Here is a 17,891-nt window from a genome sequence, read left to right on the forward strand (position 1 = left end):
CCGCCTCTCGGGCGGCTGGAGCGGATCCAGGCCTCCCCCACACGGAGCCGGACCCGCTGACAGCACCGACGCTACGCCCGCGGACCACCGCGCCCGGCCGCCCTTGACGCTCCCCTGTCGGCGAACCCGCCGCTCTTGACGGGCCGTTGACGGCGCCGCGCCCGAGGTCGGACAACGAGCTCAGGGCACGTACCGGTACCCGATACCCGGCTCGGTGATCAGGTGCCGCGGCCGGGCCGGGTCCCGCTCCAGCTTGCGGCGCAGCCCGGCGAGGTAGACCCGCAGGTAGTTGCCGCGCCCCTCCTGGGCCGGGCCCCACACCTCGCGCAGGATCTGCCGGCCGGGCACCAGCCGACCGGGGTCGGCGAGCAGCAGGGCGAGGATCCGCCACTCGGTCGGGGTGAGCCGCACCGGGCCGTTGGGGCCGTTCACCGTGGTGGCCGCGAGGTCCACGGTGTGGTCGCCGATCACCGGCCGGGCCGGCCGGACGCCGCCCAGCGGCCGACGCAGCACCGCGCGCAGCCGGGCCAGCAGTTCGTCCATCAGGAACGGCTTGGTGAGGTAGTCGTCGGCGCCCGCGTCGAGGGCGCCGACCTTGTCCACGGCGTCGCTGCGGCCGGAGAGCACGATGATCGGCATCGCGCTGTGGCTGCGCAGGCCGCGCAGCACCTCCATCCCGTCGAGGTCGGGCAGCCCGAGGTCGAGCAGGACGGCGTCCGGGAGCGAGTGGGCGGCGCGGTCGAGCGCCTCGCCGCCGCTGGCCGCGGTGCGGACGGCGTACTGCCGGGCGCTGAGGTTGATCCTCAAGGTGCGCAGCAGGGCCGGTTCGTCGTCGACGATCAGGATCTCACTCATGCGGCGCCTCCTCCCCGGGGGCGACGGGCTCGACGGCGGGGTGCGCCGTGGCGGCGGGCAGGGTGAGCAGCATCGTGGTGCCGCCGCCGGGGGTGTCCTCGACCTCCAGGCCGCCGCCCATGGCCTCGGCGAGGCCGCGGGAGAGGGCGAGCCCGAGGCCGACGCCGGTGGTGTTGTCGGTGTCGCCGAGGCGCTGGAAGGGCAGGAAGATCCGGTCGCGGTCCTCGGGGGCGATGCCGGGGCCGCGGTCGATCACCCGGACCTGGACCTGGTCGGCGTGGTGGCTGGCGGTGACCAGGACGGGCGCGCCGGGGGCGTTGTGGCGCAGCGCGTTGGTGATCACGTTGGCGAGCACGCGTTCCAGCAGGGGCGGGTCGGCGAGCACCGCCGGGGCGGTGTCGAGGTCGAGCGGCTGGATAGGCGCGTACGGGTCGGTGAGGCTGTCGAGCGCCCGGGGCAGGACCTCGTCGAGGTGGGTCTCGGTGAGGTGCAGGGTGAGCGCGCCGGCCTGGAGGCGGCTCATGTCGAGCAGGTTGTCGACCAGGCGGGTGAGCTTGACCAGTGACTCGTCGGCGGTGGCGAGCAGTTCGGCCTGGTCCTCGGGCGAGAACTCGACGTCGGGGCTGCGCAGCGAGCCGACCGAGGCGCGGGCGGCGGCGAGCGGGGTGCGCAGGTCGTGGCTGACGGCGGCGAGCAGGGCGGTGCGCATCCGGTCGGCGGCCCTGATGGGTTCGACCTCGGCGGCGACCACGGCGAGCCGGTCGCGTTCCAGGGCGGCGGCGACGTGGGCGGCGAAGGCGGTGAGTACGCGCTGGTCCGCGGCGGGGAGGCGGCGACCGGTGAGGACCAGGACGGCGTCCGGGCCGACCGGGACCTCGGTGGTCTCGTGCGGGCCGTCGCCGTCGTCCGGGTGCTCGTCCGCGCAGTGCGCGAGCACCTCGCCGTCGGACTGGGAGAGCAGGGCGACGGCCCGCATGCCGAAGGCCGTCCGGGACTTCTCCAGCAGGGCGGGCAGCGCGTCGGCACCGCGCAGCACGCTGCCCGCCAGGGTGGAGAGGGTCTCGGCCTCGGCGGTGGCCCGGGCGGCCCGGGCGGTGAGCCGGCCGGCGTGGTCGACGACGGTGGAGACGGTGAGCGCGATGGCGGCGAAGACCACCAGGGCGACGATGTTGTTGGTCTCGCCGATGGTCAGGCTGTGGATCGGCGGGATGAAGTAGTAGTTCAGCAGCACCGAGGCGAAGAGCGCGGCCACCAGGGCGGACACGGCACCGCCGAGCAGGGCGACGATGACCACGCCGAGCTGGAAGATCAGCGCGTCGGTGGTGAGGTTGATCCGGTGGTGCGCCTGGGAGAGCAGGACGGTGAGCAGCCAGGGCAGGGCGAATCCGGCCGCGTAGCCGACGACGGTGCGGCGCCTGGAGTGGCGGCGGCCGAGCGAGGGCAGCCGGCCGCGGCCGGTGAACTCGTGGGTGACCATGTGGACGTCGATGTCCTCGGAGGCGTCCACGGTGGTCTCGCCGATGCCCGGGCCGGTGAGGAAGCGGTTGATCCGGCCCCGGCGACTGGTGCCGAGGACCAGCTGGGTGGCGTCGTGGGCGCGGGCGAAGGCGAGCAGCGCGGTGGGGATGTCGTCGCCGACGACCACGTGGTAGCTGCCGCCGAGGGTCTCCACCAGCAGCCGCTGCTGGGCGAGCGCGCCGGATGAGGCGCCCGCCAGGCCGTCGCTGCGGGTGACGTGGACGGCCAGCAGGTCGCCGCCGGCGGTGCGGTCCGCGATGCGGGCGGCGCGGCGGATGATCGTTTCGCCTTCGGGGCCGCCGGTGAGGGCGACCACAACGCGCTCGCGAGTCTCCCAGACCCGGTCGATGCGGTGGGCCGCCCGGTAGTCGCGCAGTCCCTCGTCCACCCGCCCGGCGACCCACAGCAGGGCGAGTTCGCGCAGGGCGGTGAGGTTCCCGACCCGGAAGTAGTTCGAGAGTGCGGCGTCCACCTTCTCCGCCTTGTAGACGTTGCCGTGGGCCATCCGGCGGCGCAGCGCCTGCGGGGCCATGTCGACGAGTTCGATCTGGTCGGCCCGGCGGACCACCTCGTCCGGGACGGTCTCGCGCTGCGGGATGCCGGTGATCTTCTGGACGACGTCGTTCAGCGATTCCAGGTGCTGGATGTTCACGGTGGTGACGACGTCGATCCCGGCGGCGAGCAGTTCCTCGACGTCCTGCCAGCGCTTGGCGTGCCGGCCGCCGGGGATGTTGGTGTGCGCCAGCTCGTCGACCAGGACGACGGACGGGCGGCGGGCGAGCACGGCTTCGAGGTCCATCTCCTCGAACTCGGCGTCCCGGTAGGAACGGTGGACCCTCGGCAGGACCTCCAGGCCCGCGAGCATGCCCTCGGTGTGGCGTCTGCCGTGGCACTCGATGTACCCGACCACGACGTCGGACCCGCGGTCCTGTCTGCGCCGGGCCTCGTCCAGCATCCGGTAGGTCTTGCCGACCCCCGGCGCGGAGCCGAGGTACACCCTCAGCCGGCCGCGGCGGATGCCGGAGCCGGGGGTGAGGTCGCGGGCCATGGGCACTGCTCTTTCCATCGGGTCGGAGGTGTCGGACGTCTGCGGACACGGGTCGGCCGACCCGGGCGCGGGAGGTGTCCTCCCGCGCCCGGGCCGGCCCGGTCATCCGCTCGTGTGAGGCGGTGTCACTTCTGCTCGCCGAGCGCCCTGTTGAGCAGGACGACGTTGACTCCCTCGTTGCCGAGGAAGCCGAGCGAGCGGCTCTCGGTGTACGTGTCGACCAGTGCGGCCACCTTCTCGACCGGCAGGCCGCGCTCCTTGGCGACCCGGGCGACCTGCTCCTTGGCGTAGGCCACCGAGATGTGCGGGTCGAGGCCGGAGCCGGAGGCGGTCAGCGCGTCGGCCGGGACGCTCGCCGGGTCGACGCCGTCGAACGCGGCCACGGCGGCGCGGCGGTCGTTGACGGCCTTCAGCAGGTCCTCGCTGTTCGGGCCCTGGTTCGAGGCGCCGGACGAGGACGCGTCGTAGCCGGCCCCGGCGGCGGAGGGGCGGGGCTGGAACCACTTCGGGTCCGGCCTGGCCTCCTCCTTCGGGTCGTCGGGGTTGACCTTGGCCAGGTTGAAGTTCTGGCCGATCAGGCTGGACCCGATCTCCTTGCCGTCGGCCTTCACGATCGAGCCGTTGGCCTTGTCGCTGAAGGCGACCTGCGAGATGCCGGTGACCAGCAGCGGGTAGACGACTCCCAGGATGACGGTCAGCACCAGGAGCACGCGCAGGGCGGTGAAGTGGGTCCGCACGGAGGCGGGCAGGGGCTTGGACATCGCGGTGGACTCCTCTCTCAACTCAGGCCGGGGATGAACTGGACGATCAGGTCGATCAGCTTGATGCCGACGAACGGCACCACCAGGCCGCCGAAGCCGTAGATCCCGATGTTGCGGCGCAGCAGCGAACTCGCGTCCGAGGGACGGTACTTCACGCCGCGCAGGGCGAGTGGGATCAGGCCGATGATGACCAGGGCGTTGAAGATGATCGCCGAGGTGATCGCGGACTGGGGGCTGTGCAGGCCCATGATGTTGAGGTGGCTCAGCCCCGGGTAGACCCCGGCGAACATCGCGGGGATGATCGCGAAGTACTTGGCCACGTCGTTGGCGATCGAGAAGGTGGTCAGCGCACCGCGGGTGATCAGCAGTTGCTTGCCGATCTCCACGATCTCGATCAGCTTGGTGGGGTTGGAGTCCAGGTCGACCATGTTGCCGGCCTCCTTGGCCGCCATGGTCCCGGTGTTCATCGCGACGCCGACGTCGGCCTGGGCGAGGGCGGGGGCGTCGTTGGTGCCGTCGCCGGTCATCGCGACCAGCTTGCCGCCCTCCTGCTCCTTCTTGATCAGGGCCATCTTGTCCTCGGGCGTGGCCTCGGCGAGGAAGTCGTCCACGCCGGCCTCCTCCGCGATCGCCTTGGCGGTCAGCGGGTTGTCGCCCGTGATCATGATGGTCTTGATGCCCATCCGGCGGAGCTCGTCGAAGCGCTCCCGCATGCCCTCCTTGACCACGTCCTTGAGGTAGATCACGCCGAGGGCCTTCGGGGCCGCACTGCCGATCCGGGACGCGACGAGCAGTGGGGTACCACCCGCGGCGGAGATGCCGTCGACGAGCTCGGCGATGTCCTTGCCGACCGTGCCACCGTTCTCGGTGACCCAGCTGGTGACCGAACCCGCCGCGCCCTTGCGCACGGAGTGGATGCCGTCGGTCTCGTCCAGGTCGACGCCGGACATCCGGGTCTGGGCGGTGAACGGGACCCAGGTGGCGTGCGTCAACTCGCCCTGGGCGCGGGCCCGCAGCCCGTACTCGGTCTTGGCGAGGACCACGATCGAGCGGCCCTCGGGGGTCTCGTCCGCGAGGGAGGACAGCTGCGCGGCGCTCGCGAGTTCCTCGACGCTCACGCCCTCGGCCGGCTGGAACTCCGCGGCCTGGCGGTTGCCCAGGGTGATGGTGCCGGTCTTGTCGAGCAGCAGGGTGTTGACGTCGCCGGCGGCCTCGACGGCACGGCCGGACATGGCCAGCACGTTGCGCTGCACCAGGCGGTCCATGCCGGCGATGCCGATCGCGGAGAGCAGCGCGCCGATGGTGGTCGGGATGAGCGCCACGATCAGGGCGACCAGGACGATCATCGACTGCGGGGCGCCCGCGTAGGTGGCCATCGGCTGCAGGGTCACCACGGCGACCAGGAAGACGATGGTCAGCGAGGCCAGCAGGATGTTGAGCGCGATCTCGTTCGGCGTCTTCTGCCGGGCGGCGCCCTCGACCAGGGCGATCATCCGGTCGATGAACGACTTGCCGGGCTCCGAGGCGATCTTCACCACGATGCGGTCGGACAGCACCTTGGTGCCGCCGGTCACCGCAGAGCGGTCGCCGCCGGACTCGCGGATGACCGGCGCGGACTCGCCGGTGATCGCCGACTCGTCCACGGACGCAACGCCCTCGACGACGTCACCGTCACCGGGGATGACCTGCCCGGCCTCCACAACGACGTGGTCGCCCAGCTGGAGCGCGGTCCCGGGGACCTCCTCCTCGTCCTGCGAGGCGGGCCAGTTCGTCAGCCGGCGGGCGACGCTCTCGGTCTTGGTCTTGCGCAGGGTGTCGGCCTGGGCCTTGCCCCGGCCCTCGGCGACGGCCTCAGCCAGGTTGGCGAAGATCGTGGTGAGCCAGAGCCACACGGTGATGGCCCAGGCGAACACGGACGGGTCGGCGATCGCGGAGATCGTGGTGACGACCGAGCCGACCTCGACCACGAACATCACCGGGTTCTTGATCATCACCCGGGGGTCAAGCTTCTTCACCGCGTCCGGCAGGGACGCGACGATCAGCTTCGGGTCGAGGAGGCCGCTCGACACTCTGTGCGGTGCGGCGGGCTCGGCCTGGTCGGCCTGGTCGGCCTGCTCGGCCGGTGCGGGGTGGAGCGTCGGGGTGGACATCAGGAGGTGAGACCTTCCGCGAGCGGCCCGAGGGCCAGGGCCGGGAAGTAGGTGAGGCCGACGACGATCAGGATCACGCCGGACAGCAGGCCCACGAACAGCGGCTTGTGGGTGGGCAGGGTGCCCGGGGTGGCCGGCACCGGCTGCTGCTGGGCGAGCGAGCCGGCCAGTGCCAGGACGAAGACGATCGGCAGGAAGCGGCCGAGGACCATCGCCAGGCCGAACGCGGTGTCGTACCAGTCGGTGTTGACGGTGATGCCGCCGAAGGCCGAGCCGTTGTTGTTGGCGGCGGAGGTGAAGGCGTACAGCACCTCGGAGAAGCCGTGGGCGCCCGAGTTGAGCATCCCGGCCCGCTCGCCCGGCAGGGCCATCGCCACTCCCGTACCGACCAGCACGATGGTCGGCGTGGTGAGGATGTACAGCGAGGCGAACTTCATCTCCCGGCCGCCGAGCTTCTTGCCCAGGTACTCCGGGGTGCGGCCGACCATCAGCCCGGCCACGAACACCGCGACGACCGCCAGCACGAGCATGCCGTACAGGCCTGAACCCACACCGCCGGGCGCGATCTCGCCCAGCATCATGTTGAAGATCGTCAGCCCGCCGCCGAACGGCGTGTACGAGTCGTGGAAGGAGTTCACCGCGCCGGTCGACGTCAGCGTCGTCGAGGCGGCGAAGAGACCGGAGGCCGCGATGCCGAAGCGCTGCTCCTTGCCCTCCATCGCCGCACCCGCGGCCTGCAGGGCGCTGCCGGAGTGCTGCGACTCGGCGAAGGTGATCAGCGCCGCCGAGGCGACCCAGAACAGGCCCATCACCGCGGCGATCGCGTAGCCCTGGCGGTTGTCGCCGACCATCCGGCCGAAGGCCCGCGGCAGCGCGAACGGGATCAGCAGGATCAGGAAGATCTCCAGCCAGTTCGTGAACCCGGTCGGGTTCTCGAACGGGTGCGCCGAGTTGGCGTTGAAGAAGCCGCCGCCGTTGGTGCCCAGCTCCTTGATGACCTCCTGCGAGGCCACCGGACCGCCCGGGATCCTCTGCACGTCGCCCGCGAGGTTGGTGACCTCGCGGAAGCCTTGGAAGTTCTGGATCACACCGTTCGCCACCAGCACCAGCGCGAAGACGAACGCGATCGGGAGCAGCAGACGGAGGTTGATCCGGACCAGGTCGACCCAGAAGTTGCCGAGCCGGTCCGTCCTGTTGCGGGTGAACCCGCGGATCAGCGCGGCCACGACGGCGATGCCGACGGCCGCGGACACGAAGTTCTGCACCGCCAGGCCCGCCATCTGCACCAGGTGGCCCATCGCGGACTCACCCGAGTACGACTGCCAGTTGGTGTTGGTGACGAACGAGATCGCGGTGTTCCAGGCCTGGTGGCCCTCCATCTGCGGAACGCCCAGGTTCAGCAGCAGGTAGCCCTGGAGGCGGATCAGGCCGTACAGGAAGAGGACGGAGACCGCCGAGAAGGCCAGCACCGAACGCAGGTACACCGGCCAGCGCTGATCGGCGTCGCCGTCGACGCCGATCACCTTGTGGATGCCGCGCTCGACTCTGAGGTGCTTGGAGGTGGTGAGGAGCTTGGCGATGTAGTCGCCAAGGGGGCGGTAGCACAGGGCCAGCGCGCCGACGAGGGCGAGGGCCTGCATCCAGCCCGCGAGAGTGGAGCTCATGTCAGAACTTCTCCGGGAAGATCAGCGCGACGACGAGATAGCCGACGAGGGCGACGGCCACGATCAGACCTGTGATGTTCTCGGCGCTCACAGCTTCTCCACCCCCCGTGCGATCAGGGCGATGACGGCGAACACGGCGACCGTGACACCGACGTAGATGAGATCGGACATGGGCTCCACCAGCGTGGTTCGGGAGATGCCGCGACCGGAGCCGAGGGGCTCGCGCGGCGCCGGCGGACGACCGGCAGATGCAGCAAACCAGCCGTCACGGGCGCGTCATCGGGCCCTGACGCCCTCCATACGGACGACCGTGCGGCGTTGACGCGACCTTGACGCGCGCTTCACCGGACCGAGACCGTCGAGATCGCGCCGAGACTCGAGATCGCGCCGAGACCGCCGTGATCGCGCCGAGATCCGCACCGTCCCGGTCGGAAAGCGGCAGAAAGGTGAAGGCCCCGGACAGCACCTGCTGTCCGAGGCCCTCGCCCGGGTGTCCCTCCGGTCACATCCGCATCCGCAGTCGGCAGACCACCGCGTCGGTGTGCCGGCGCAGGGCGCGGTCGATCACGGCGCCGCGCCGGTTCTGCAGCGCCCGCTGCCACCAGTGGGCGGGCTCCACCTCGGGGATCAGCACGGTCAGCCGGTCGTAGGCGTGCTCCGCCCCGAGCTCGTTGACGAACTCGGCGATCGGCCGCCCCAGCCGGCGGTGGTCGTCCGGGATCTCCACCAGCGGCACGCCCGGCTGCCACAGCTCCCAGTCGCGGCGCAGCGCTTCGGCCGCGGTCGGTTCGAGCACCACGGTCACCGCCATGACCTCGTCGCCGAGCGAGAGCGCGGCCGACAGGCCGTCCCTGGTGAGCCGGGTGATCGCCGTGACCGGGACGACGACCAGGCTGCGCTGCCGGGTCACCGGGCCGGGCACCCGGCCCAGCTCCAGCCGCTCGCCGATCCGCCCGTAACTGCGGTGGATCGCCTCGAACAGCACCACCAGCAGCGGCAGGGCCACCACGATGCCCCAGGCCCCCTCGGTGAACTTGGTGCCGGTGACGACCAGCGTGGCGACACCGGTGAGCAGCGCACCGAAGCCGTTCAGCGCGGCCTTCCACCGCCAGCCGGCCGGCCGGTGCAGGAACCAGTGCCGGACCATGCCGACCTGGCAGATGGTGAAGCCGACGAACACACCGATCGAGAACAGCGGCACCAGGCTGTTGACGTCCCCGCCGGAGCAGACCAGCAGCACCGCCGACACCACGGCCAGGAACAGCACGCCGTACCGGTACACCTGGCGGTCGGCGCGCAGCGCGAACACGTGCGGGAGGTGGTTGTCCCGGGCGAGCAGGTCGAGCAGCACCGGCAGTCCGCCGAAAGAGGTGTTGGCGGCCAGGCCGAGCAGAACCACGGTGGCGGACTGGACGACGTAGAAGCCGATGCCGTGGCCGAGCGAGGCGTCGGCGAGCTGGGCCAGCACCGTGACGCCCTCGACCGGCTGGAGGTGGAAGCGCCCGATCAGCACGGCCAGTCCGATCAGCATCACACCGAGCAGCGCGCCGAGCGCGACCTCGGTGTGCTGCGCGCGCCTGACCCGCGGGATGCGGAAGGAGGGGACGGCGTTGGCCACCGCCTCAACGCCGGTCAGCGCGGAGCACCCGGCCGCGAAGGCCTTGAGCAGCAGCAGCGCGCCGACGGCGGTGGCGTTCTCGGCGAGCACCGAGGCATGCCCGGCGGCGGCCGCGGCGCTCGCCGGGCCGTCCCGGAACAGGCCGACCACGATGACGGCCATGACGGAGAGGACGAAGACGGCCGTCGGCACCATGAACCAGCGCGCCGACTCGGCGATCCCGCGCAGGTTCACCGCGGTGACCAGCGCGAGCACGCCCAGGCAGAGCCAGACCCGCCGGTCGTACAGGCCCGGTACGGCCGACGTCAGCGCGGCCACGCCGGCGGTGACCGAGACCGCCACGTTCAGGATGTAGTCGATCACCAGCGAGGCGGCCGCGGTCAGCGCCGTCCGGCGGCCCAGGTGCGCCTTGGCGACCGCGTAGGAGCCGCCGCCGTCCGGGAACGCCGCGATCACCTGCCGGTAGGAGGCGACCAGCACCGCCAGCAGCACCGCGATCGCCGCCGTGACCGGCAGCGTGAAGCCCAACCCGTACCCGCCGGCGGCGGCCAGCACCAGGACGATCGACTCCGGCCCGTACGCGACCGAGGCCATGGCGTCCAGCGAGAGCGCCGCCAGTCCGCCGAGCGCGCTGAGCCGGTGCCGCTCGTCGCCGGCGCCGGTACCGGGCGGCTCGTCGGCCCTGACGGCCGGGGTCGTGGTGGCGCTGGACATCGGACGGAACCTCCGCGGTCGGTAGTTGCTCCGATCCTGCGGTCCGCGTGCCCGGCCCTCCCCTGGCCCCTACGCGTTCCTGACGCGGCCACGAGCGGCTCTGACGGGCCCTTGACGCGCCGGCCGTCCTGCCCGAGGGGCTGTTGGCGGGGGTGGGGTGAGCCGTTGTCCCGGCGGGCGCCGGTTGGGAAGACGATCAGCTCGAAGGACTCCCACCCCCGGCTCCCCACTCTGCTGCCTGGTGAACGTAATTGCAAGCAATGTGCAATAAGTGCGCCCGCCCGCGCGACCGGGGCGCGGGAAAAACAAAACAGCCCCTGATCTGCGTTTCCGCAGATCAGGGGCTGTTTTCTATCCTGTGGCTGGTGCAGGGTTCGAACCTGCGTAGCTTGCGCGACAGATTTACAGTCTGCTCCCTTTGGCCGCTCGGGCAACCAGCCAGGATCTTGTCCCCCGGGGGTGTTCGCCCCGTTCGACTTGGTAAACCATACCTGATGCCGGGGGGTGCTTCGCCACTCGATGGATCACGCGACGATCATGGAGCGCCGTGCGGTCGTCGCGGGCGAGGGCGGGGCGGCGCTGGATAGGCTGGGACGGCGGGCGCCCGGTGGGGCGGGCCGTGCCAGTGCAGCCAGAGCATCAAGGAGACCAACACCCATGGCCGACTCCAGTTTCGACATCGTCTCGAAGGTCGAGTGGCAGGAGGTCGACAACGCGATCAACCAGACCTCCCGTGAGATCGCGACGCGCTTCGACTTCAAGGGCGTGGGCGGCGAGATCAGCCGCTCCGGCGAAAAGATCGAGATGAAGGCCAACGGCGAGGAGCGCGTGCGCGCCATCCTCGACGTGCTGCAGACGAAGTTCGTCAAGCGCGGCCTGTCGCTGAAGGCTCTGGACGCCGCCGAGCCGCAGCTCTCCGGCAAGGAGTACAAGATCTTCGCCAACGTCAAGGAGGGCATCACCACGGAGGACGCGAAGAAGGTCGCGAAGATCATCCGTGACGAGGGCCCGAAGGGCGTCAAGGCCCAGGTCCAGGGCGACGAGCTGCGCGTCAGCTCGAAGAGCCGCGACGACCTCCAGACCGTGCAGGCCCTGCTCAAGGGCAAGGACCTGGACTTCGCGATCCAGTACGTGAACTACCGCTGATCGCGGACCACGCCTGACCACGGACCACGCCCGATCGTGGTCCGCCGTCGGCCTCCGGCCGACGGGACGAACGGCACGGCCCCGCTCCCGGGTTCGGGAGCGGGGCCGTTCGCGTCGCCGGTGGTCAGCCGGCGACGGGGTGGGTGCGGGCCGCCGCCACGGTCAGGGCCTGGGCCCGGGCCCTGAGGGCGTCGAGCTGCTGGTGCACGGTGGCCGCGGAGGTCGCGGCGGTGCCGGGGTGCCTGGACGGCGCCGGGGCGGGCGACGGCGGGAGGGCCGGGAGCGGTGGGAGGGCCGGGAGCGGCGGGAGGGCCGGGAGCTGCCCGATCAGGCCCTGCAGGACGGCCTGGAGGGCGGCGATGAGCTGCTGGAGGGCTCCGAGGTCGGGGACCGCGGAGCTCACCGTCGAGAGCAGGTCGGTGACCAGCTTGGCGATGTCGTCCACCGCCCCGAGGGCCGCGCTCGGATCCGATCCGGCGGGGAGGGCCGGGAGGTCGGGGACCTCCGACGCGACGGGGACTTCCGACGTGACGGGGACCGCCGGTTCGGAGGCCGGGAGCGTGGTCGGCGGGGCCGGGACCGTCACGGGGGAGACGGACAGCGCGGACAGGACGGGCACGGCGGGCATGACCGGGCCGGGGACGGTGGTACGGGCGGCCGCGGCTCCGTTGCCGGCGGCGGTGGCGGACGACGTGGCGACAGTGGTCAGCGCAAACGCTGCGGTCAGCACGACGGCCATCCGGGTGGCACGCATGGGTACTGCTTCCTCTCACCGTGGATCAGGCGAGATCGCCTGATCACACGGTCGGGCAGTCCTCCGGACGCAGCCACCGCACGTACGCCGAACGGTGCGTGACGGCTCAGTCGATCCCGGCCCAGCCTCCGGTGCTGCGGTACGCGCCCAGGCCGACCGAGTCGAACTCGTCGACCCGGCCCTCCTCGGTGCGCACGCCGATGCGCCGCAGGGCGAGGGAGATCGGCGTGTCGGTCGGCGCGGGCTCGAACTCGCCGACGGCGAGCGGGCCGAGGACGATCCGGCCGTTCTCCCAGACCACGGCGCGCTGGGTGCCGCTGCCGCCGTAGTACTCGGCCTCGACGCAGGCGATCGGGCCGGCCTTCGACCAGGCGGCCAGCCGGAGTTCGAAGCCGTCCGAGTGCCAGCCGAACCCGGATCCGCCGACGGGCTTCAGCACGCTGCCGTCGCCCTGGAGCGCGGCAAGGACGCCGGAGGTGACCGGGATCAGCGCCATCCCCTGCGCCAGCGCCACCACCCGGGCCGCCGGAACCTCCGCGGCTGCCACCCTGAGCAGCTCCAATGTTCCTATCAGCGCCTGGAGTTCGTAGGACATGCCGGTCATGGTGTCCCACCGCACCGACAGTCGGCCCGGAATTTATGATTCCGTGCCCGGTCGGAGACCGTAGAGCAGACTGAGCACCGTCAAGCACCGGGCCGCGGGCGCGAACGCGCCGCCGCCCGTGGCCGGCCACCCACTCGGTCACCCACTCGGGTGCGTGCCGCATGCGGCAGCCCCGGCATCCGGATGGACTGGCCGGGTGCGGCCCGCCCCGGGGCCATTCCCCCCGACTCCCGCGCCACCGGCCGACGCCGGTCGCAACCGGCCCACGCCGGCTGCAGTCTCCTGCGGCCGGGCATGGGCGATCGCTTCCAACCGCAGTCGACCGCGATCGACCGGAGCCGTACCGGAGGAGGATCGGATGAGTTCCACGGACGCGACGTCCTGGGTGGTGCTCGCCCTGGTGGCGACCGGTTCGGTGGCCGGTTCGGTGGCCGACCTGCGCTCCGCCTCTGCAGCAGCGGTCCACGGCCCGGCCTGCATCCTCCTCCGCCTCCTCCCCGCGGCCGGGCGGCCCGCTCGTGCACCCCTTCCGCCCGCCGCGCAAGCCGAGTCGGCGCTCTCCCGGCACGACCACGGACGCTGCCACGGACGCGACCACAGCCACGGCCACGGCGGCCGGACCGGCGGCGCAGCGGGCGTACGGACCGCGCGGCCCCGGGGCGATCCTGCGTGGCCACCGGGCCCGATGGCGACACCGTCCCCAGCCGAAATCCAGGGAGCCTCCGCATGACCGACACCGCGAACGCGGGCACGAGCAGCGACGACAGCGACGAACTCGCCCGCCGGATCGCCGGGTTGATGCCCCGCGCGCAGACCGACCTGGCCGAGCTGGTGGCCATCCCGTCGGTCGCCGACCCCCGGCAGTACCCACCGGAGAAGTGCCGCCAGGCCGCCGAGTGGGTCGCCGCCGCCTTCACCGAGGCCGGCCTGCGCGACGTCCACCTGGAGGAGACCCCGGACGGCAGCCACGCCGTGATCGGCCACCGCCCGCCGCCGCCCGGTGCCCCGACCGTGCTGCTCTACAGCCACTACGACGTCCAACCCCCGCTGGACGAAGCCGCCTGGGAGTCCCCGCCGTTCGCGCTGACCGAGCGCGACGGCCGCTGGTACGGGCGCGGCGCCGCCGACTGCAAGGGCAACATCGTCATGCACCTCACCGCGCTGCGCGCGCTCGGCGGGGACGTGCCGGTCGGCCTCAAGCTGGTGGTCGAGGGGTCCGAGGAACAGGGCACCGGCGGTCTGGAGCAGTACCTGCCGCCGCACGCCGGGGAGTTGCACGCGGACGCCCTGCTGATCTGCGACACCGGCAACGCGGCCGTCGGCGTCCCGACCGCCACCACCTCGCTGCGCGGGGTCACCAACGTGGTGGTCACCGTACGGGCGCTCGCGGGCGACCTGCACTCCGGCATGTTCGGCGGCCCCGCCCCGGACGCCCTCGCCGCGCTGATCCGGATGCTCGACTCGCTGCGCGACGCCGACGGCGGCACCCGGATCGACGGGCTGGACCACACCGGGACGTGGAGCGGCGTCGGCTATGACGAGACCGCGTTCCGCGCCGACGCCGGCGTCCTGGACGGCGTCCGGCTGACCGGCTCCGGCACGGTCGCCGACCGGCTCTGGGCCCGCCCCGCCGTCACCGTGCTCGGCATCGACTGCCCGCCCGTGGTCGGCTCGGCCGCCGCCGTCCCGGCCACCGCGCGGGCCCGGGTGAGCCTGCGGGTGCCGCCCGGCGCCGAGGCCCGCGCCGCCCAGGACGCGCTGATCGCACACCTGGAGGCCGCCGCGCCCTGGGGCGTGCTGGTGGACGTCGAACGGGAGGGCGCCGGCTCGCCGTTCCGGGCCGCTACCGGTGGGCCCGCCTACGCCGCGCTCGACCGGGCGATGCGGGAGGTCTACGGCGCACCGATGTCCTTCCTCGGCCAGGGCGGCTCGATCCCGCTCTGCAACGTCCTCGCCGCCACCTACCCCGACGCGGAGATCATCCTGATGGGCGTCGAGGAGCCGCGCTGCCTGATCCACGCGCCGAACGAGAGCGTCGACCCGGGCGAGATCGCGCACATGGCCCACGTCGAGGCGCTGTTCCTGCGGCACTTCGCCGACTCGGGGAGGCGCTGAGGTAATTCGAGGACGATGGAGTCCCAGCAGCGACCGTCCGCCCCCGAGGAGGAACCGCCGTGCCCCGACCCTTCACCGTCGAGGACCACACCGCCCGGATGACCCGGGCCGCCGCCGAGGCGGCCGCCGTCGGACTGGCCGGCCTGGTCGTCGCCCCCGGCCCGGACCTCGCCTACCTGTGCGGCTACACGCCCACCGCGATCACCGAGCGGCTGACCGCGCTCGTCCTCACCGCCGGGCGCGAACCCGTCCTGGTCGTCCCGAGGTTGGAGCGCCCGGACGCCGAGAAGGCGGTCGGCGCCGAGGCCGTCCGGATGCTCGACTGGTCCGACGGCGAGGACCCGTTCGCCACCGCCGGCCCGCTGCTCGACCCCACCGGGCGCTACGGCGTCTCCGACAACGCCTGGGCGATGCACCTGCTCGGCTTCCAGGCGGCGCTTCCCGGCGCCTCGTTCGCCTCGCTCACCGAGACCCTGCCGATGCTGCGCGCGGTCAAGGACGACGAGGAGCTGGAGCGCCTGGCCGCGGCCGGCGGCGCCGCGGACGCCGCCTACCGCGGGATCCTGGAGGTCACCTTCGCCGGCCGCCGGGAGACCGACGTGGCCGCCGATCTCGGCGGGCTGCTCATCCAGTACGGGCACAGCCAGGTGGACTTCACCGTGGTCGGCTCGGGCCCCAACGGCGCCGACCCGCACCACGAGGCCGGTGACCGGGTCATCCGAACGGGTGACACCGTGGTGCTGGACTTCGGTGGCCTCAAGGACGGCTACGGCTCCGACACCACGCGGACGGTGCACGTCGGCGCGGACGTCCCGGCCGAGGTACGGAAGGTGCACGACCTGGTCCGGCTCGCCCAGCAGACCGCCTTCGAGGCGGTCCGCCCCGGCGTCAGCTGCCAGGAGATCGACCGGATCGCCCGGCGTGTGATCACCGGGGGCGGCTACGGTGAGTACTTCATCCACCGCACCGGCCACGGCATCGGCACCACCACGCACGAACCGCCGTACCTGGTCGAGGGCGAGGAACGGCCGCTGGTGCCCGGGATGTGCTTCTCGATCGAGCCCGGGATCTACCTGCCCGGCCGGTTCGGGGTGCGGATCGAGGACATCGTCACCGTCACCGCGACCGGCGGCCGCCGCTTCAACAACACCCCGCACGAGCTGGGCATCGTGGCGTGAACGCGATGCCCAGGACGACGCCGACAACGGCGCCGACCGGATCCGACGTTCTTACGATCTGGTCATATTTCATCCAGAGTCCTCCAAGTTTCGATTGCTAGTTTCGGTGCGCATGACCAAGACCCTCCCCCCGGCCCCGCCCCCCGTGCGGACCGGGCGACCGCGCCCGGTGTCTCGACCCCGCCCCCGCGTGACGGGCTGGTCGAGACTCCGCTTCCTGGCCTGGCCGCTCTACCTGACCGGCCTCCTCTGGTTCCTGAGCGAGGAGGGCATCCCGGCGGCCAACGACGTGCTGTTCCTCTGGCTGATCGGCGCCCTGCTCACCGGTGCCGTGCACAGCGGGCACGGCCGCCGCGGCTTCCTCCTCGTCCTGCGCGACTGGGTGCCGGTGATGGCCGTGGTCTGGACGTACTCCCTGCTGCGCGGCTACGGCGCGCACACCCCGTGGGCCCCGCACTGGCTGCCGCAGCTGCGCTTCGACGAGGTGCTCGGCTTCGGCGAGACCTGGACGGTCCGGCTCCAGCACGCCCTGTACACCCCCGGCTCGCCGCACTGGTACGACTACGCGGCGGTGGGCGTCTACCTCTCGCACTTCTTCGTGGTCTTCCTGCTGCTCGCGGTGCTCTGGCGACGCGCGCACCACCGGTTCCGACAGCTGCTCGCCTGCTACCTGACGCTCACCTTCGCGGGCTTCGCCACCTACCTGCTCTACCCGGCCGACCCGCCGTGGCTGGTCGCCCAGGAGGGCAACCTGCCGCAGGTGTCCCGGGTGGTCTGGGAGGTGATCTCGGTGAGCGGGCTGCCGCAGGCCGACTCGCTGCTGGAGAACGGCAGCCAGTTCGCCAACGACGTCGCCGCGATGCCCTCGCTGCACTCCGCCTACCCGGCGATGCTGCTGTTCTTCTTCTGGCCCACCGCCCGGCCCTGGCTGCGGGCGGTCCTGGTCGCCTACCCGCTCGCGATGACGTTCACCCTGGTCTACGGCGCGGAGCACTTCATCATCGACGTGTTCGTCGGCTGGGCGTACGCGGCCGTGGTGGTGTTCGGCCTGCGGTGGCTGCGCAGCCGCCGCACGGCACCGGCGCAGGGCACGGCAGACTTGGCCGGGTGAAGCCGCACCCGCCGATGAAGCCCACCGCCGAACAGCTGCTGGCCGCCGAGGACACCACCATCCCGGACGTCACCGGGCCGGGGCTGCGGGTGCTGTTCTGCGGCATCAACCCGGGCCTGTGGTCCGGCGCCACCGGGCACCACTTCGCCCGGCCCGGCAACCGCTTCTGGCCCGCGCTGCACCGTTCCGGCTTCACCCGGCGCCAGTACCGGCCGGACGAGCAGGAGCAGCTGCTCGCGCTCGGCCTTGGCATCACCAACGTCGCCCCGCGCACCACCGCCAAGGCGGACGAGCTCACCGCCGAGGAGCTGCGCGAGGGAGGCGCCGCGCTGCGTGACCGGGTGCTGCGGCTGCGCCCGCGGGTGCTGGCCGTCCTCGGCATCGGCGCCTACCGGACGGCCTTCGGGCACCGGCGGGCCGCGATCGGGCGCCAGGACGAGGGCATCGGCGACACCGAGGTGTGGGTGCTGCCCAACCCCAGCGGCCTCAACGCGCACTACACCCTGGACGCGCTGGCCGGGGAGTTCCGCAAGCTCCGGGAGGCGGTCGACGGCGGCCCGGCCGACGAGGACCGAGCCGCCACCGAGGGCTGAGTCGTCACCGAGGACCGAGCCGCCGACGGGCGAACCGGCGTCGACGCCGACACCGGCAGGAC

At 72.2% G+C, this 17,891-nt stretch carries 14 protein-coding genes and 1 tRNA gene; 5 read left to right on the plus strand and 10 right to left on the minus strand.

Features of this window, described 5'->3' with window-relative positions; translation table 11 throughout:
* Positions 1-180 precede the first annotated feature (180 nt).
* The 8 genes from ABTY56_RS05860 to ABTY56_RS05895 all read right to left on the minus strand — a co-directional run bounded on the left by ABTY56_RS05860 (position 181) and on the right by ABTY56_RS05895 (position 10,768).
* Entirely contained in the window at positions 181-855 is a 675-nt protein-coding gene (locus ABTY56_RS05860) for a response regulator (RefSeq protein WP_350626900.1), read from the minus strand.
* Positions 848-3,421, minus strand: coding sequence for an ATP-binding protein (locus ABTY56_RS05865; protein WP_350626902.1), 2,574 nt, complete (start codon positions 3,419-3,421; stop codon positions 848-850). Before ABTY56_RS05865 ends, ABTY56_RS05860 begins: the two co-directional genes overlap by 8 nt.
* Positions 3,422-3,546: 125 nt before the next feature.
* Positions 3,547-4,182, minus strand: a complete 636-nt coding sequence (gene kdpC / locus ABTY56_RS05870; RefSeq protein WP_350626904.1) for a potassium-transporting ATPase subunit KdpC — start codon at positions 4,180-4,182, stop codon at positions 3,547-3,549.
* A gap of 17 nt (positions 4,183-4,199) precedes the next feature.
* Positions 4,200-6,332, minus strand: coding sequence for a potassium-transporting ATPase subunit KdpB (kdpB, locus tag ABTY56_RS05875; protein WP_350626906.1), 2,133 nt, complete (start codon positions 6,330-6,332; stop codon positions 4,200-4,202).
* Positions 6,332-7,996 (minus strand): potassium-transporting ATPase subunit KdpA, encoded by a 1,665-nt coding sequence (gene kdpA, locus ABTY56_RS05880; protein WP_350626908.1) that lies wholly within the window; start codon positions 7,994-7,996, stop codon positions 6,332-6,334. The genes kdpB and kdpA overlap by 1 nt, the downstream gene beginning before the upstream one ends.
* A 1-nt stretch (position 7,997) precedes the next feature.
* A complete protein-coding gene (gene kdpF / locus ABTY56_RS05885; protein WP_350626910.1) occupies positions 7,998-8,087 on the minus strand; it encodes a K(+)-transporting ATPase subunit F in 90 nt (29 codons plus the stop codon).
* A gap of 411 nt (positions 8,088-8,498) precedes the next feature.
* A complete protein-coding gene (locus ABTY56_RS05890) occupies positions 8,499-10,328 on the minus strand; it encodes an APC family permease (RefSeq protein WP_350626912.1) in 1,830 nt (609 codons plus the stop codon).
* 359 nt (positions 10,329-10,687) lie between these two features.
* Positions 10,688-10,768, minus strand: a tRNA-Tyr gene (locus tag ABTY56_RS05895).
* Positions 10,769-10,985: 217 nt separating this feature from the next.
* Between ABTY56_RS05895 and ABTY56_RS05900 the strand changes: the two genes are divergently transcribed.
* Complete coding sequence (locus ABTY56_RS05900; protein ID WP_350626914.1) at positions 10,986-11,474, plus strand: YajQ family cyclic di-GMP-binding protein; 489 nt, start codon at positions 10,986-10,988, stop codon at positions 11,472-11,474.
* 124 nt (positions 11,475-11,598) lie between these two features.
* Here ABTY56_RS05900 and ABTY56_RS05905 read toward each other — a convergent pair whose 3' ends face one another.
* Both ABTY56_RS05905 and ABTY56_RS05910 read right to left on the minus strand, forming a co-directional pair.
* Positions 11,599-12,228 carry a hypothetical protein gene (locus ABTY56_RS05905; protein ID WP_350626916.1) on the minus strand — a complete coding sequence of 210 codons (630 nt, stop codon included), beginning with the start codon at positions 12,226-12,228 and terminating at the stop codon, positions 11,599-11,601.
* Positions 12,229-12,334: 106 nt separating this feature from the next.
* Positions 12,335-12,823: a hypothetical protein gene (locus ABTY56_RS05910; protein ID WP_350626918.1), complete on the minus strand. Its 489-nt coding sequence runs from the start codon at positions 12,821-12,823 to the stop codon at positions 12,335-12,337.
* 735 nt (positions 12,824-13,558) lie between these two features.
* Between ABTY56_RS05910 and ABTY56_RS05915 the strand changes: the two genes are divergently transcribed.
* The 4 genes from ABTY56_RS05915 to mug all read left to right on the plus strand — a co-directional run bounded on the left by ABTY56_RS05915 (position 13,559) and on the right by mug (position 17,829).
* Positions 13,559-14,947 (plus strand): dipeptidase, encoded by a 1,389-nt coding sequence (locus tag ABTY56_RS05915; RefSeq protein WP_350626920.1) that lies wholly within the window; start codon positions 13,559-13,561, stop codon positions 14,945-14,947.
* Positions 14,948-15,045: 98 nt separating this feature from the next.
* Positions 15,046-16,125 carry a M24 family metallopeptidase gene (locus tag ABTY56_RS05920; protein ID WP_350626978.1) on the plus strand — a complete coding sequence of 360 codons (1,080 nt, stop codon included), beginning with the start codon at positions 15,046-15,048 and terminating at the stop codon, positions 16,123-16,125.
* 190 nt (positions 16,126-16,315) lie between these two features.
* A complete protein-coding gene (locus ABTY56_RS05925; protein WP_350626922.1) occupies positions 16,316-17,236 on the plus strand; it encodes a phosphatase PAP2 family protein in 921 nt (306 codons plus the stop codon).
* Between the two features lie 14 nt (positions 17,237-17,250).
* Complete coding sequence (gene mug, locus ABTY56_RS05930) at positions 17,251-17,829, plus strand: G/U mismatch-specific DNA glycosylase (RefSeq protein WP_350626980.1); 579 nt, start codon at positions 17,251-17,253, stop codon at positions 17,827-17,829.
* The last annotated feature ends 62 nt before the right edge of the window (positions 17,830-17,891 follow it).

Origin of the sequence: Kitasatospora sp. NPDC097691 (assembly GCF_040302665.1) — a bacterium.
Lineage (GTDB): Bacteria > Actinomycetota > Actinomycetes > Streptomycetales > Streptomycetaceae > Kitasatospora.